Genomic DNA, 16,876 nt, shown 5'->3' with positions numbered 1-16,876 from the left:
GTCACACCACGGCATCACTCGCCGGGATCCCACCCGTTAACGCGCCTCAACGTTCACCGGTGCGGCGGGGTACCGGGGGTAGAGTGCGGGGCATGAATTCTTCTGTGGACTGGCTTACACGACTCGTCGCCTTCGACACCACCTCGCACCGCTCGAACCTGGAACTGATCGACTGCATCGCCGGGGAGCTGCGCACGCACGGGGCCGAACCCGTGCTGTTCCCCCACGAGCAGGAGGACGGGGTGCGCAAGGCCAACTTGTTCGCCACCTTCCCGGCGCAGGATGGGCGGACGGAGGGAGGAGTCGTGCTCTCCGGGCACACCGACGTCGTTCCCGTGGAAGGCCAGGACTGGGACAGCGACCCCTTCACCGTCCAGGAGCGCGATGGCCGGCTCTATGGCCGGGGCACCGCCGACATGAAGGGTTTCCTGGCGGTCATCATGTCGCGCCTGGAGGCGATCGGCTCCGCGCAGCTGACCGAACCGCTGCACCTGGCCCTCTCCTACGACGAGGAGGTGGGGCTGCTGGGTGCCGAACGGATGATCGGCCAGTTCGCCGAGCACGGGATCCAGCCGGCGTCCTGCATTGTCGGGGAGCCGTCGGGCATGCGGGTGGTGCGCGGGCACAAGTCGATCAACCTGTTCACCGTCCGCTTCCGCGGTGTGGCAGCCCACTCCTCGCTGACCCCGCAAGGCGTGAACGCGATCCACTATGCCAGCCGGTTCATCGAGTACTACCGGAAACTGACGGCGCAATGGCGCCAGGACGGCCCGTTCGACAACGCCTACCCGGTGCCCTTCACCACCGGCGGAGTCAACCTGATCTCCGGCGGCATCGCCGGCAACACCGTCCCGGACGCCTGCGAGATCGAATTCGAGTTCCGCGCCCTGGGCACGGTGGACCCCACCCCGGTGGTGGAACAGGTCCGGGCCTACCTCTTCGAGGTGCTGGAACCGGAGATGCAGGCCGAACAACCGGCCGCAGGGATCGAGCTGGTCATCAAGGCCCAGGGGCCCGGACTGGAAACCGGGGCCGACGCGGACGTGGTCGAGCTGGCCCACGCGTGCGGCGGACACCGCACGGATGAGAAGGTCACCTATGGCACCGAGGCCGGCCAGTTCCACAATGCCGGCATCGAATCAGTGGTCTGCGGGCCCGGCGAGATCGCCGTCGCGCATGCCGCCAACGAATACGTCGAGCTCGAACAAATCGAAGCCTGCGAGGCGTTCCTGGACGCACTCATCAGCCAGCTCGGGCAGGCGCGGGCATGAGCGGGCCCACCGCAGCGGCCGGCGCCGCCTCCCCGGCGGGCACCATCACCGCCGAGGACCGCTCGCGCGCCCGCCGCGCGGTGGTCGCCTCCTCCATCGGCAATGCGCTGGAGTGGTTCGACATCATCGTCTACTCCTCGTTCGCCGTCGTCATCTCCGCCCTGTTCTTCGAACCCGCCGGCCAGGCAGGCGGCCAGACCACCGGGATCCTGCTGACGTTCGGCACGTTCGCTGTCTCCTACCTGATCCGTCCCCTCGGCGCCATGGTGCTGGGCTCCTACGCCGACCGGCACGGACGCAAGGGCGCCCTGACGCTGACCATCATGCTGATGATGATCGGCACCCTGATCATGGCCTGCGCGCCGACCGCCGCCATGATCGGCCCCGGCGCGGCACTGGTGATCCTGCTGTCCCGGCTCATCCAGGGCTTCTCCGCCGGCGGCGAATTCGGCACCGCCACGGCGTTCCTCATCGAGAACGCCCCGGACAAGAAGGCGTTCTACGGCAGCTGGCAGGTCGCCACGCAGGGCGTCTCCATGTTCCTGGCCTCGGCGTTCGGCTTCACCCTGTTCACCTTCCTGGACCACGACGCCCTGTACAGCTGGGGCTGGCGGATCCCGTTCTTCTTCGGCCTGCTGATCGGCCCCGTCGGCCTGTACATCCGGTTGCGGATGGAGGAGACCCCCGAGTTCACCCAGGAGCGCGGGAACCTGTCCAAGTCCCCGCTGGCCGAAACCCTGGTGAAGGCGGCGCCGCGCTGGCTGACGTCCGCGGCGATCGTGGGGCTGGCCAGCGTCTCGGTCTACCTGATCCTGTTCATGCCCACCTATGCGGTGCAGAACCTCAAGCTGCCCTCCTACGCCGGCTACCTGGGCGGCATCATCTCCGGGATCATCACACTCATCGGCGCACCGTTCGCGGGTAAATTGGCCGACCGGATCGGCTGTGTGAAGGTCATGTTCAGCGCTGCCGTGGTGGCCATGGTCGTCGCGTTCCCGCTCTTCCTCATCCTGGTCGCCTCCCCCAGCGTTGCAGTGCTGACCATCGTCCAAGTCGTCCTGGGAATCCTGATGGCCACCTACTTCGGTCCGTTGCCTGCCCTGCTGGCCGACATGTTCCCCACGAACATCAGGACCACCGGCATGTCCATCGCCTACAACGTCGGCGTCACCCTGTTCGGCGGGTTCGCCCCGCTGATCCTGGCCTGGCTGGTCAGCACCACCGGGTCGTTGCTGGCACCGAGCTTCTACTACATCGTCATCGCGCTGATCTCCCTGGTCGGGTTGGTGATTGCGCGCCAGCGCTTCGGGAAGCGGTGAGCTGGTGGGCGGTCGCGGTGCACGGGGTTCACTGATGACGACGGCGGCGTCCCCAGACGAAATGCGATCGCTGAGTACGACGTCGGGTCGTCACCTAGGGGCGATGTGACCGCCGGGGCCCTACCGCCGCTCTCGCCCTCGGGTGAACGCCCAATACTCGATCTCGTCCAGCTCAATCTTGCGGCCAACCTGTTCCGATGCATCAGCTGCCCACACACCCATCGCTTCCAGCGCGCTCCGGTACACCCGGCGTCCAAAGTTAAAGCGAAGGTCGAAATCGCTATTGCCCAGCTCCGAGTGAAGTGTGTCGAGAACGTACTGGTCGACAATGGCCGACGAGTGTCCGTTCCTACCGGCCTCCGCAAAATACATGAACTTCGTGAAGAAGGCTGGCCCGAGGTACGCGAACGTATTTCGACCACGTACGGACCTGAAGAGGCCAAAGGCTTCATCAGGGTCATTTCGCGACGCTGCTGCGGCATCCTGGAGAATTTGACGCGCATCGGGAGATGATTGAACGGACAGGATCCTTTGGCCGTTATTCCGCGATCGCGTGCCTGTTCCCCATGCCAAAGCGTTCCAAAGCAACCGTTCTGCCCAATCGTCATGTCCATCATCATGAGCGAGCTCGAAGAGATCCGACCGGCGAATGGCCCCCTGGGGACGTGCGCTGCCTGGAGCGACTGCCTCGGACCCCAGCCGTCCGTCCCACCACGCAGTATTCACGGGAACCTCGTGGTTGTGCACAATTGCGCGGTCAAACTTCTCGAGATGCTCGAGCAGCTCTTGCGGAGCCCGATATTCCCTGGTTGACATGACACTCCTCATAGTTGGTTGAAGCTGAATTTGAACGGCATGGTCGGCCGGCGTTATTCGTTCGCCGCCTGGTCATTGACCTTTTATGCAGGGGCCTTCTTTGCAGGGTATTTCCACACCCAACCGCCCTCCCCATAGGGGACAAAAGCGACCTCACCGGACTTCGATGTCACGTCAAGCAGAACGGTGCCCTTTGCTTTTTCGCCCTTCCCGATATATTCCGGTAATAGCGCGCCACGCGAGTTCATGCAGTTCTGAATGGTGTCACTGTTGAGGTCGTTCATACGCGTGCCATCAGGCTGGTAACCGTTCCAATATTCGGCTCCAAACGAGATTTTGCCTGACGCCCCGTCGACCTCCAGTGGGCCTTCAAAATCCGCCGAAGTCTGCACTTCGATGTGCACAGCCAGGGCTCGCCCGTTTAGCTTGCCGGCGTATGCATTGGTGCACTTCACGAATTCGAAGCCCGTGACTGTGAATTCCAAGGAACGGTCGTCGGCCGAGTCCCCGATTCCGGCCGACTGGCCAACCTTTTTCACCAATTGTCCGCGCTCATCAGTTGTGCTCGTCGGCGATGGAACCGAATTTTCCGGTACCTCACCCGAGGGCTCTGCCGTCACGGTGGCAGTAACAGTTACCGTTGAGGCCGTCGGCGTCGAAGCCCCGCAAGCAGTAACGAGAAAGCCGAATGCCACGGTCGCGGCAGCAAGTCTTATTTTCATTTGTCCCCCAAAGTTCAACTTTCAAGTCATGATAGCCCGACAGCTCATCGGTATCCGCGCTCACGGCGTTGAATGTCCCTCCACCTGCCGTCCCACATTTGCCAGGCTGCTCCCTAAGGTCTCAAATCCAGCGGTCGGACGTCGTGATTTCGGATCGTTTCCAGCAAGTCGTCCTGACGGGCCTGCCCCAAGGCCAGCCGGTACGTGGCCAGTCCGGAAAGCATGCGCCTGGTGCGCGGGACGTCGCGACTTAATGGATGGTCGAGCAAACGCCGCTCGATCTTGTGCTCGCCGGGATGGACCCAGTATGGGGTGAACTCCCGGACTCCCGGAGGTTGCACGGCTGTGTGGGCCTCTGCCTCCTTGAACAGCTGCTCCCAAACGTTGCTTGCGCCGTTGCCCAAGACTTCGCCCCGGTGGGTCGCCGCAACGTTCTTTCGGACGGCGTGCCCCATGTACCGATGCACCCGCCCCTCGCGTTGTTCGAAATCGACAGGGTTCGTCGGAACGTTCCAGTGGATCACGGAGTGGCTCCACCAATGGAAGTCGATCCCCTCCTGGCCCACCGACGTCGACGTGAGGACGAACGGCCAGAACGGGCTGTTGAACGCCGCGCGCACATCGGGCATGCGCTGGGCAGCTCCGTCCTCGGATCGACCGCCCCCGTATCGCACGGCAAACCGCGTCCCCAAGGCCATTCCGCGGCCCTCCTCGGCTGGGTCCTTCGCCCACAATGTGGCGGAAGTCAGCGATAGCGCACGTCGAATCCCCATGGCGATCTCGTCTAGTTGGCTGACAGTGACCGCTCCACCTGGCTGCTGGCTGCGGAGTTGGAAAACGTACTCGTCGAGGACCGATTGCAAGTTACCATCAGCGCAATACCTCAGCACGGCCTGCCAGTAATCGAGTCCCGGATACAGGCTGGTCAGCAGGACGGTGGCATCCTGCCGATTGAACATCGTCCGCAGCCCCTCGGCCGCGAACAGTGCGGCGCGCCAGTGCTCCACCTTGTCGAACGATGCAGGAAGGATTCGCCCCAGCGCACGGTACACACAGTTTGCCGGAGAGTTCAGGGCAAGATCGCCCAGCCCCTCGCGCCATTTGCCCTTACCAGCGGCCACTAGATCCAACAGCCGTTCAACGTGGATCATGAAGTTCGATTGCTCGGATCGCGTGGCATCCGCTGACGATGGCGACTCATCAGCTGCAAGCGAATCGATGGCGTTGATCGCCTCGCTGGCTGCTTCGCGCTCCCGGTTCCATGCGGGTGTCAACGCCTTCCCGGCTCCGTAGTAGTGGCCCCATAGCGTCCGGCCGTCATCCTCGTCGCCCAAACCCAAGCGTTCACGCAGTGCGCTCTCGGCTCGCTGTCGAAGTTCGTCCGCCTCGGCTGGGGATCGTCCTGCCCCTTCAAGCAATCGCAAAGGATCCACGAGGTCGGCGAGTTCTGCATGAGGGACAAACAATGCCAAGGCCGACATCGCCTGAGGTGCACCGTCCCGGACTCGCCACGTCAACCGCTGGGCGAAACGCGCGCGGGCTTCGGCCGTGTTTTCCGCGACCTCGCCGGGCAGGGTCATGATCCGGCGTTCCGCTTCGTAGGACAGCAACGTGCTCACTGAATTCGGGGTGGCATTCCACGCCGAGAAGAGCACCTGTTTCGTTGCCCCGGCATCCACCCCAGCATAGGCGCCGGCAGGTTGGCTGTAGGAGAACGACGGCGGCATCCACAGCAGCCGCCACAGTCCGGAGTCCAGGATGTGTTCTTCCACGGCACGGTACTTGGCGTTGTCCCCTTCCAGCCGTTGGAACGACGTGAACTGTCCCCGGTCGATCGTCGTGGTCGATGTCGCAAATGCCCGCAGGTCGGCGCCCTCGTCTGCCGGCTCCCGTTCGAGGGCCTTGCCCAGTTGGTACTCCCCCAGGAAGTTGGCGAAGTACGGCACGGACTTCCAGTACTCGAGGGGATTGCCCGTTCCTGCGGCGTGGGACAGCCGGGTGAGTGACGCAAGGCTCCGCAGGTCGGCCGGGCGAACATCATCGGGCACCATCTCGATGACGCGGAGCATGTCATCGTCTCCGAGCTGCGGCCGCTCGGTCCGGCACATGTACTTCTTGAGGTGCCGTTCGACGGAGGCCGCGTTGTCCCCCGGTTCGATGGCGGCCAGCTGGCGGCGTCGGCGGGCCAAGAGCTTGTCGAGGTTGGCCATCCACGCTGGTTCGTCGTGGGCCAGGAAGCCCAGCAACTCCGTGAACTCCTTGGCGTGGTCCTCGCCGGCGTCATCCTGTCCGTTGGTGAGCGCCTTGTAGGGCGTCGCCGAGAGCAGCAGGAGCTTGGCGCCGTCGTAAGTGAGGAATTGCCGTGCCAGCTCGGCGGCGTTGACCAGTTCCGCGTCTGCCGCCGGAGGGCGCAGCAGGTCCTGGAAGCGCTGGAACTCGTCGAGGATAATGAGGTCGGGCTCCAGGCACTCAAGGCCCACCTCGGCCATGGCGGCGCGGAGGTCTCGGATGAGATCGGGCATGCCTTTCCGCAGTTCTGCGGTGGGTTCGGTGGAACGCAGCAGCTTCTTGAAGCGGCGCATGAGGTTCCGCTCGGTGGCCCGGTGCCGGAAGTCCTCGCGGACGGACGGGGAGTAGCCCTCGGGGTGGAGTCGCTTGAGCCGGTTTACGTGGTAGCGGAAGCCCCGGGTACCCGATCCTCCGCGGAGGAGTTCGACGACGTGCGGCTCGACGTCGGCGGGGAAGCGCTTGGGTTCGGACCGGCTATCCCGTTCGCCCAGCAGTTCCTCGAGCATGAGGTAGAGGGCAGCGCGTTCCTCGGCGTTGCCCAGCCGCTGGCCCTCGCTGAACGAGGTGCCGGGGGTCAGCGAGATGAAGTTGACGCGTTTGGCAGTGTTCGCTGCGGGGGCTGCATTCAGGCGCCGCAGTTCGAGCGGCAGCAGGGTCAGGCGTCCGGATTCGACGATGTCGGTCTGCCGGGTGACGTTGATGCGCGCGATGTTCTGCTTGGCCAGGTCGACGTTGGAACACATGTAGACGACGTCGATGCGTCCCACCGCGTCCACGGATTCGAGGTGTTCTATCGTCCTGGCAACCACACCGGCGGCGACGACGGACTTCCCGAGCCCGGTTTCGTCGGCGACCAGGAATCGGTCCGTGGAGTCGCTGCCGTTGTAGAAGCGCTTGATCACGTGGTTCACGGTGCGCTTTTGGAAAGGCTTCAGGCCGGACAGTATGGGCTTGGGGTTGAAGGCCGTCATGCCTCCACCCCAATGGCTTCCACGGCCACGTTCCAGAGTCGGCGAACCTCGTCGATTTCCGGGTCGTCACCCATGACGGTCTCCAGCCGGTCCATGATGGGTTTGAGATCAGAGAACATCTGGGCGGCATCGGGACTCGCCGCCGCTGCGGCCACCGCCTCGAACAAGCCCGCGAAGGTGCCGGTAGTCGAAGCAGCGCCGAACAGGCCATGGAACGCCCCGCCGTTGCCGAGCGGGTTCACATCCTCCGGGGTGAGGAACAGCAGCAGGAAGGCCCGCAGCTTCTCCGGCGTATTGAGCTGGCTGGCCACGATGTGGTCGATCCGGCCCTCGATATCCGTTCGCAGGACACCCTGCACAACGGCGGTGCGCACCAGTCCGCTGGCCACGTCGCGGAGTTCGATGAGGACGTAAGGGGTGACCAGTTCGAGGAGGACTCCCCGGAACAGGTGGTGCTGTCGGTCCCCGTCGGATCCCATGGCCGTGAGTTGCGACGGAAGGGTCAGGAGCCCGACGCGGGCAGTCATGGTCGACGGCGGAATGTAGTCGTGTTCGATCCTCACCTCGTACGCCGGCGGAGCGGTCGCCGGTATGGCATCGAGGACGAAGGCGTGGGCCGCTGCATTGATGAGTTCGTTCTGCAGCCGCCATTCGGCCTTGTCGTCCTCGGTGCGCTCCACTCCACCGTCTCCGCTGAATCCGGCGAATGGCAGTCCCGCCAGCGATTCGCGGATCTTGTCCGTGCCGATGCGGCTTTTGGGGCCCGTCATTTCAATGGAGAACTCGATGTTGCCGTGGAAGGCCGCCCGAGTGGCGTTGGTGGAGCCCATGAAGACGTGCGTCGTGCGGTCGAAGTCGGTGAAGAGGGCCTTGGCGTGAAGGCCTCGCAGGTCCTCGGCTGCGGGTCCCGGCTCGGAGGGGTCGTCCGCGAGTGGGCTGCCGATGTCGTCGAGGGCCTGGAAGGTGATCCGGTCTTTGGTCAGCGTGTTCGGGGACAGGCGGTCCAGCTCGGCCCCCCGTCCGTAGATCTCGAGTGCCCGCGCGCCGTGGCTGGACAGGATGTCCACGGTGGCGTCGTCGACGAAGGGCGCGACGAGGAGGCGTTCTCCGCCGAACGAGCGTCGGGCACCAGTTTGCCCGTTGAGTCCGGTGCTGACCTCGGGATCACCGAGGAACGTCGCCAAAGAATCAGCGGGATACTCCTCCCCCGTGCCCAGGGGGCGGAAGGCCAGCGAGTGGATGTCTTGGGGCAGCTCCCACCGGACGGCGGCCACGTGTTGTGCCAGTTCGGCAATTTGCTGGGAACGTGCCGCAGGCAAGGTGGCCGTGGCGAGATCCGGAAGGCCTGCCACGAACCGTGCCAGCGGCGAGATGTCGATGGGAGCCGCGGCCTCGTCGTCGTAGTCATCCTCGAGTCGACCGTCGAGTCGGATGAGGAGATCCCAGGTGGTGTCCGGGGTGAGGTTGCGACTGCCGCACAGGAAGCGGTAGCAGCGGTCGACCTCGGATTCGAATTCCAGGAGCCAGATCTTGGGGTGGAACAGGCTGCCGCGCCGCGGTGGGAGGACCTGGTGGATGATCGGTTCGAGGACGGCGAGCAGGTCGTTCGCCTGGCGCGGAGCGCGGATCAGGCCGGCTTGGCAGAAGATGTCGATGCGGTCGGACACTTTGCGGACGGCGTTGAGCACGGCGACAGCGTTCGAGGGGTCGTCGCCGGATCCCCTGACGAAGCTCAGCGGCACGGCCAGGGCGCTGAGCATGTCGAGCGTAAAGGTCGTGCCGACAGCGTGGCTGAGCCGGTATCCGGCCGGCGGACGGAGTTGTTCGGTGAGTGCCTCCCGGGCACCGGGGTCAAGCACGAGCGAGCCCTTCCCTCAGGTCGATGATCATGTTGCGGACCTGTTGCCAGCGGAAGGTCTGCGTGTTGACCCGTTCGGGCGGCATCCACGAGCGCAGCCGGCGTTCGTTCACGAAGCGCGAGTTGGCTCCCTTGGCGCGTTTCTCCCGGTCACGGACCATGCGGTGGAGTTCTTCGTTGTCGGCGAGGGGTTTCCCGGACGCCAGTTCCTCAACGCTGCGGCGCAGGAAATAGGTACTGGCGGCTTGGATCCGCGGGTTGGCCCTATTCGCGCGGGCCATAAAGTCGTCAAGGTCCCATCGTTGGAGCAGCTCTCGGTAGTGCTCGTCGGCCTGCCATTCGTCGACGAGGGCATGGTCCGGCTCATCTTCATCGCTCCCGTACCGTGCGTGTGCCTGCGAGGTGACGAGGTGGTAATACGTGGTGTCGAGTCCGCGCTGCAATGCCGAATAGGCTTCAGCGTGGTTGAGCCAGACGGCCGCGTCGTCGGCCGCGCTTTGGGCGCACGGGTCCGTCCACGGGGCGGGACTGGTCTTGAGGAGTCGTTGCGGCTTGGCTGCCATCTGGGCCAGTAACGAGCCACCGATGGTCGCCAAGAGGCGGTCGCGGATCCACTCGGCCTCGGAACGGTTCAGCGCGATGCCCTGCTCTTCCGTCGAGGGAAACCCTGCGGGTGCCACCGGGAGTCCGGCATGCCAAACCGGTTCCCCGGACAGGCCTTGTCTGCGAAGCTCCCAGTCTTCGATCATCGCGTCTCCGATACCGCTGCGCTCGACGTCCATGCGGACGATCCCCCACGCACGGAGCGCCGACCAATATGCAGCTGACGGCAGCTGGGCGACACGGTCCCCTGCGCTTCTTCCGATGAAACGGTCCACGCCCAATTCCTGGAACCGGCGGATCAATCGGCGCTCGGTCTGTTCACCGGCGGCTCGAAGGATCTCTCCCGACTTGGCGTTGGGCAACGCCTGATAGCACCATGGCACCAACAGCAGGTACCGGGCCGAGACATGCAGGACCGAGGTGCCGGGAAACAGCGAGTTGCTGATGATGTCGCGAAACTGGCCCATGGCGAGATCGTCGACGCTCTCGGGCACCTCGAAGAGTCTCACGAGCTCGCGCATGCGGCTCGTCTCAGCGGAGCTTGCGTCAAGCCAGGCAATCACGGACGGCATGGCGATCCCATTTCCCATGCTCGGCACCGACCCCGAGTTATGTCGAGTCGCATGTTCCCCCTGACTCCTGCGTGCAATATCGTTACTCGGTTCTACCACCGCAGGTCGTTCTTTCAGAACCATCGCGCCGCCCCTCCGGGCTCAGCGGCAGAACAGGTGTCGTGATACCCAGCATGTCGAACGGGTCGAAATCCGTCGAGGCAACCTGAGACGGGCGAATGAGTTTCGTACGCGGCTTATGAGGCGCGTTAAGGTTCAAATTTTGGTGTCAAAACTTGCCGTTCCAAAAACGGTCCTTTTCGAACACCTCTTTTCCGGCAGTCGAAATGTACATCGATGTTTGGTCGAAGAGTTCCCAAAAGGCAAAGAAGTCATTCGAGTGTTGACACGTGACGGATTTCATATCTAGAGTTCTTAAATATCAGAAGCCGTCCAATATGTTGGACGAAGAAAATCATTCTTCTCCCCTTTCCCACGGAGCACCTATGTCAAAACAACAAACACGAAAAGTCGCCCTCGCCGGCGGCATAGGAACAACTGTTGAGTGGTACGACTTCTTCGTTTATGGCACCGCCGCTGGCCTCGTTTTCAACGATTTGTTCTTCCCAGAGTTCGATTCCCTCATCGGCACACTCCTGTCATTCGCTACGTTTTCGATAGCGTTCGTCGCCCGGCCTCTCGGGGGTGTGATCTTCGGACACTTCGGAGATCGAATCGGACGCAAGTCGATGCTCGTCATCACACTCACTGTGATGGGCCTCTCGACGCTTGGAATCGCGCTTCTTCCCACGTACCAGACGATCGGGGTCCTGGCACCCATCCTGCTCGTCGCTTTGCGCTTCACGCAGGGACTGGCCTTGGGCGGCGAGATAGGCGGAGCAATTCTCATGGTCGTCGAACATGCTCCGCCCGGGCGTAGGGGCTTCTACGGCAGTTGGGTCCAGATGGGCGTACCGGCCGGCCTGATGCTCGGCAATGCGGTTTTCCTTCTCATGGCAGGCCTCTCACCTGAGGCCTTCCAACTCTGGGGGTGGCGTATCCCGTTCTTCATCGGTGGCGTGTTCGTGGTCATCGGTTTGTTCATCCGGTTGCACGTAGGCGAAAGCCCCGATTTCGAGGAACTCAAAAAGAAGTCGCACCTGGAACGCCTTCCGATTGCCGTCGTGATCCGCAAGTACCCCAAACAGCTCATCTTGACGTGCGGAGCATATTTCGCGATCGGCGTGACGTTTTACGGGGCCACGGTCTTCGGACTCAGCTATGGGGTTAGCCTCGGGTTCTCACGCAACGAGATGCTCGCCATGGTACTCATCGCGATGGCCGTCACCTTCGTCGTCCTTCCCGTCTTCGGAAAACTCTCGGACCGATACGGCCGACGCCCGATATACCTGATTGGCGTCACCGCGATGCTCCTCTTCACGTTCCCCTGGTTCTGGCTGCTCAACAGCGGCTCGTTCGTGTTGGCGCTGTTCGGATTCGTCGTCTTCTGTATCGCCTTCTCCTGCTCGTATGGCCCACTAGCCGCATTCTTCGCAGAATCCTTCGACACGAAGATCCGATACACGGGCATCTCTTTCGGCTACACCATCGGCACCATGGCTTCTAGCGCACCAGCCCCAATCGTCGCGACTTACCTCCTTGCTAAGACAGGTTCCTACGAAGCCATTGCCGTTTTCATGGTTGCAATGTGCCTCGTATCCGTCGTCTGCGTACTCCTCATGAAGGAGACCTATCGCGTGGCATATGGCGTCGCGGACGAATCATCAGCCGGTAATGCCGAAACACCGCAGGGTTCTTCACCTGCCGAAAACCAAATTGCCCGAAATGTCCACGAGTAGGAGAACGCCACACCATGTTCCAAGTACAGGAAGCAACCACCAAAACGCAGATTCCTAAACCGCTTCAGGGCATCCGCATACTCGACATGACCCGTTTGGCTCCGGGCCCCTATGCCAGCATGCTGCTCGCAGACCTCGGCGCAGAGGTTCTCGCCATCGGCGGCGGCCGCTCAGGTTTGCCAGTCCCCGCCCTATCCCGTGGGAAAGACTTTGTCGCCATCGATCTGAAGACCGACGATGGCCAAACGGCCCTAAGGCATCTGGTCACGAACGCCGATGTCATCATGGAAGGGTTCCGACCAGGCGTCGCCGAGCGGTTGGGTGCCGGCTACGAGGACCTCCGAGCGGTGAATCCCAACATCATCTACTGCAGCCTCACCGGGTACGGCCAAGATGGGCCGCTGTCACAAAGAGCAGGTCACGATATCAACTATCTTGCCATGTCGGGTGCGCTGGGCACCTTCGGCCCCGCGGGCGCCCCTCCCATCCCACCCCTTAATCTCGTGGCGGACTTCGGCGGTGGCGGGCTCTTCGCAGCGGTGGGGATCTTGAGCGCGCTGCACTCCCGGAGCCAAACAGGCGAGGGATCCTACATCGACGTAGCCATGATCGACGGGGTGATGTCCCTTATGGGAATGAACTTCGTGGATTGGGGCAGCCCTACTCTTCCGAAGCGTGGCGAGGGCGTGTTGTCCGGTACTTTGCCCTTCTACCGCTGCTACAAGTGTTCGGATGGCCGATTCGTCGCCGTGGGAGCGCTCGAACGGGCCTTCTTCGCCAATCTTTGGACGACGCTCGATTTGGGGGACATACCTGACCATCTCGATGAAAACACCTGGCCCCTGATCGAGGAACGCTTGACAGAGGCATTCGCCTCACGCACGAGGAAGGCCTGCGAGGAGCTATTCGCCGAAGTCGATGCCTGCGTGTCCCCGGTTCTCGAGCCCCACGAGCTCAAGGACCACCCTCACATTTCCTCGCGGGATCCTCTCTTCAATCTCGATTCACCACCTCTGGCACCAAAGATCGCTCCGCATGGCCAACGGAATCCCACCAACACCGAACCGGCCAACTTGGAAACCCTCATGCGCTATGGCCTTCCTGCAACTCTTGCCGACAGCATCGTAGCCAATACGAAGCACACACCGGTCACCGGATTGAGTTGGCCGCCGCTCTAAGAAGGGTCGAAACGCATACAGTGCATTTTCTTGAGATCCGCTGCAAGCAGAGAAACCCCCTGCACAACAGCGGGTCAAACGTCAAGGGACGTTTCGCTGGATGGGATTCGCCCGGGGTGGGGCAGTCCAACGGACTGCCCCACCCCGGGCCAAAACGTCTCGTCAGGACTTCACGTTGTCCGAGACACGCTCACGGTTTCTACGTTCGCCGGATTGCGATCGTCAGGCGGAGACGAGGTTCGGCCCCGACCCGTTCTGGGCTTTCCGAGAAATAGGGCTGCAGCTGCCCGGTCAAGGGGCGGCAAGTCGGCGCATTTCCACACCTTCGCAGCAATTCGAAATGATGGTAGGAGCGGCCGGCAGCACGCCTCATTGCGGACGCGCCGCTGAGGGTGAGGATTCCAACCTGGGGATCTGCACTAGCTACTTGCTGATTACCTCGACTTTGTTCCGGGGCAGGACCTTACCCGCGGCGGATTACAGCAGGCACTCCGGCGACAGCGCCGGACGGCCAAGGCGCAGCTGAAAACATTCAGTGAGTATTTGATGGCTTGAGAGCCTGTGGATATTGCCAAAGGGAGCCTGCATTATTGCCGAAGAGCGCCAGCAGCGGCCTGTGTGGGAGCCACTGGCGCTCTCGGGGGCTTCCTACCTGCCAGCCGCGCTGGCCTGCTCTCGCATGTTGAAGGCCCCGGTCTCCATCCATATCGTGTTGTGGATGATCCGGTCCATGATCGCATCCGCGTGGATCCCGGAGCCGAGGCGCTGGTGCCAATCCTTTTGCGGGTATTGCGTGCAGAAGACCGTGGACGTCGCGTCGTAGCGCCGCTCCAGCAGCTCAAGGAGCATGCTTTGCATCGGCTCCGACGGCTTGTCCAGAAGCCACTCATCAATTACCAACATCGTGAACGAGGCGTACTTCCTCACGAACTTAGCGGCGCCGGATGGTTTGTCCTTTGCCTGGGCCCAGGCCTCCTCGAGGTCGGGCATGCGAATGTAGTGCGCCCGGATCCTGTGCCGGCAGGCTTGTTTGGCCAACGCGCATCCCAAGTACGACTTGCCGGATCCGGTGAAGCCCTGGAAGACGACATTGTCCCGACGCTCGACGAACGAGCAGGTTCCCAACTCGGCGATCATGGTGCGTGATAGCCCGCGTTCCTCGATGAGATCCACCCTGCGCAAGTCCGCATTCGGATACCGCAACCCGGCCCGCCGCAGCAGTCCGGCCACCTTTGAATTGGCGAACCCCGAGTATGCGTCGTCAACGAGCAGGCGCAGACGTTCCTCGAAGGCCAGGTGCATGCTCGTGGCCTCGTCCTGGGCCTCGATGGCCGCGAGCAGGTCCCCGGCATTCATCTCGCGCAGCTTGCGCTTGGTTTCGATATCCACGGTGCTCATCGGTTCCCTCCTGCGTAGTAGCCGGCACCACGGACGTAGCCGCTGGGTTCGCCCGGATCCGGCGGTGGTGTCCGCATTTGGTCTTGCCGGGTTTCCAGGATCGGACGCAGATGCGCATAGCGTGGGGATCGGACATTGCCGCGCAAGGCGAGCTGGCAGGCAGCTTCCACCCGTGAGGGTGAATATCGCCGGGACATACGCAGCACCGCCAGCGCCGCGTCCAACCCTTATTCCTCGATGGCCACGGATTCGAAGATCCGCTCGATGACCGTCAGCGTGCCGGAACCAATCCGGGATGCCCACGACCTGACGCATGGCCCGTCCCATTCGCGCCATCGGCGGTCCTCGGGCAGGTCGGCATCATTGGTGCGGTACGCGTTGATGGTCCCGGCTGGTTGAAGCCGGTGGCTGCTCAGCCGCTGGTGATCGCGATAGACCTCCAACACCGATTCGCCCACCCGCAAGTCCACGAGGGCCCCGATATGGACGAAGGGCACGGAGTAGAAGTTCCGCTGCCAGGACACGTAGCTGTTGCGCCCAACACGTCGGCCGCTGATCCACCGGCTGATCTCATAGGGCACCGCGGGCAGGGGCCGCAGCAGGGGTTTCTCCTCGCTGGTGAACACGCTCTGGCGGGATCCGGCACGCTTTTGGAACGGCTCGCGGTTATAGGCATCGACACGTTCGCCGATGGCCATGCGCAACTGCTCCAACGTGGTGAAGGAGTGCTCGCGCAGTGGGGCAATCACCCAGGTGGCCACGTGCCCTACGGTGTTTTCCACGCTGGGTTTGTCCTTGGCACGCTTCACCCTGGCGGGCAGCACGGCTGAGCCGTAGTGCCCGGCGAGTTCACGGTAGGCGTCGTTGAGCACGATCTCGCCCTCGCGGGGGTGGGAGATGACTCCGGTCTTGAGGTTGTCCGGGACGATTCTCGGTACCGAGCCGCCCAGGAATTCGAACATCGCCACGTGCACGCGCAGCCAGCTGTCCTGTTTCATGTCCAGTGTCGGAGCCACGAAGGCATACCTGCTGAACGGCAGGCAGGCGACGAACAGGTAGACGGTCCGCTTCCTGCCGGTCATCGGATCGTCGAGGTGCATGGTCGGGCCCGACCAGTCGACCTCGACACTGACGCCGGCTTTATGCCCGACCCTAGAGGCGGCGCCGGCGACGAGGACGTGGCGTTGGTAGGACTTGCAGAACCGGTCGTAGCCCATCGCCGGCTGCCGTGACGCGGCGCAGGCATCCTGGTATTCACCGTGCAGCAGTTTCAGCGTGACCCCGACCCGGGCCAGTTGCCGGTGCACCTGGTTCCAGTCGGGTTGGACGAACACGCTCTGGTGTTCGCCGCGGCCGGGGAACAGCAGCGCATAGACCTCGCTCTCGGATCGATCGCGCAGCTCGTCCCAGTCGGTACCGAGCCGGTCTGCGGCTTCGATGACGTCCGCGACGCTGTTCCTGGAGACGCCCTGCGAGGCAGAGATTGCCCTGCCCGAGAGGCCCTCGGCGCGAAGACCGAGGACGGCCTTCGCATTGATTTTCTTTACCATTGGAATTGCTCCTTCCACCACGTGCCCTCACATGGTGGAAGGAGCCTAAGCAGGTGGCTCTGACCGACGTCAATGGTGGCTCCCAAGCGCAATAATCGGCGCAACGGGAACTGGCTCTGAACCGGACTACTGCTGGCCCTCAGCGACGCAAATATTCACATTCAGCCCGGAGAAGTGCCCTAAGTGCCCCCTTACGGTTTTGGCAACCCCTATTTTTGCAAGTACCACGTATGCCGGCCTGCCGGCCCGAACCTTCGGCAGGGTGCTTTGAGAACTCCCGGTTGGGAAGCTCCGGACAAAGATGGACGTCGTCGTTGCCGCAACAGGATCTGCGAGACCGGCGGTTTATCCAGATCTTACGGATTTGATGGACTGCGCAACGGCGGACACCGCGGCCTCCGATAGAGGCCGCGGTGTCTCGGCACCAGAATCTGAAAGGCAATCAGTCGGTTTCGGGACCATTGCAATATGGGCAGTCCGGATCGGCGATG

10 protein-coding genes and 1 pseudogene are annotated in these 16,876 nt (G+C 62.9%); 4 read left to right on the top strand and 7 right to left on the bottom strand.

The genetic code is table 11. The features are described from left to right. The first annotated feature begins 92 nt into the window (after positions 1-92). Together argE and ABD088_RS15025 are read left to right on the top strand one after the other, a co-directional pair. Positions 93-1,271, top strand: coding sequence for an acetylornithine deacetylase (argE, locus tag ABD088_RS15030; RefSeq protein ID WP_343902776.1), 1,179 nt, complete (start codon positions 93-95; stop codon positions 1,269-1,271). Next, entirely contained in the window at positions 1,268-2,590 is a 1,323-nt protein-coding gene (locus ABD088_RS15025) for an MFS transporter (protein WP_343902775.1), read from the top strand. Before argE ends, ABD088_RS15025 begins: the two co-directional genes overlap by 4 nt. Before the next feature lie 120 nt (positions 2,591-2,710). Here the strand turns inward: ABD088_RS15025 and ABD088_RS15020 are convergent, their stop codons facing one another. The 5 genes from ABD088_RS15020 to ABD088_RS15000 all read right to left on the bottom strand — a co-directional run bounded on the left by ABD088_RS15020 (position 2,711) and on the right by ABD088_RS15000 (position 10,421). Next, positions 2,711-3,406, bottom strand: coding sequence for an 8-oxoguanine DNA glycosylase OGG fold protein (locus tag ABD088_RS15020; protein WP_343902774.1), 696 nt, complete (start codon positions 3,404-3,406; stop codon positions 2,711-2,713). Between the two features lie 83 nt (positions 3,407-3,489). Continuing rightward, positions 3,490-4,128: a hypothetical protein gene (locus ABD088_RS15015; RefSeq protein WP_343902773.1), complete on the bottom strand. Its 639-nt coding sequence runs from the start codon at positions 4,126-4,128 to the stop codon at positions 3,490-3,492. A 113-nt stretch (positions 4,129-4,241) separates the two neighbouring features. After that, the gene (locus tag ABD088_RS15010; protein ID WP_343902772.1) at positions 4,242-7,328 is read right to left on the bottom strand and encodes a C-terminal helicase domain-containing protein; all 3,087 of its coding nucleotides are present in this window, start codon (positions 7,326-7,328) and stop codon (positions 4,242-4,244) included. A gap of 56 nt (positions 7,329-7,384) precedes the next feature. Then, positions 7,385-9,247, bottom strand: a complete 1,863-nt coding sequence (locus tag ABD088_RS15005; protein ID WP_343902771.1) for a phospholipase D family protein — start codon at positions 9,245-9,247, stop codon at positions 7,385-7,387. Next, positions 9,240-10,421 carry a DUF6361 family protein gene (locus ABD088_RS15000; protein WP_343902770.1) on the bottom strand — a complete coding sequence of 394 codons (1,182 nt, stop codon included), beginning with the start codon at positions 10,419-10,421 and terminating at the stop codon, positions 9,240-9,242. Before ABD088_RS15000 ends, ABD088_RS15005 begins: the two co-directional genes overlap by 8 nt. Before the next feature lie 389 nt (positions 10,422-10,810). On the opposite strand from ABD088_RS15000, the gene ABD088_RS14995 reads away from it, so the two are divergent. Beyond that, positions 10,811-12,259, top strand: a complete 1,449-nt coding sequence (locus tag ABD088_RS14995) for an MFS transporter (RefSeq protein ID WP_343902769.1) — start codon at positions 10,811-10,813, stop codon at positions 12,257-12,259. A gap of 14 nt (positions 12,260-12,273) precedes the next feature. After that, a complete protein-coding gene (locus ABD088_RS14990; protein ID WP_343902768.1) occupies positions 12,274-13,437 on the top strand; it encodes a CaiB/BaiF CoA transferase family protein in 1,164 nt (387 codons plus the stop codon). A 648-nt stretch (positions 13,438-14,085) separates the two neighbouring features. Here the strand turns inward: ABD088_RS14990 and ABD088_RS14985 are convergent. Then, the gene (locus ABD088_RS14985) at positions 14,086-14,835 is read right to left on the bottom strand and encodes an ATP-binding protein (RefSeq protein ID WP_343902767.1); all 750 of its coding nucleotides are present in this window, start codon (positions 14,833-14,835) and stop codon (positions 14,086-14,088) included. Next, a pseudogene (gene istA, locus ABD088_RS14980) lies at positions 14,832-16,385 on the bottom strand (IS21 family transposase). Before istA ends, ABD088_RS14985 begins: the two are co-directional and overlap by 4 nt. Between the last annotated feature and the right edge of the window lie 491 nt (positions 16,386-16,876).

It is taken from the genome of Arthrobacter rhombi, from assembly GCF_039526245.1.
Classification (GTDB): Bacteria; Actinomycetota; Actinomycetes; order Actinomycetales; family Micrococcaceae; genus Arthrobacter_H; species Arthrobacter_H rhombi.
This window is presented reverse-complemented; position numbering and strand designations above follow the sequence as displayed.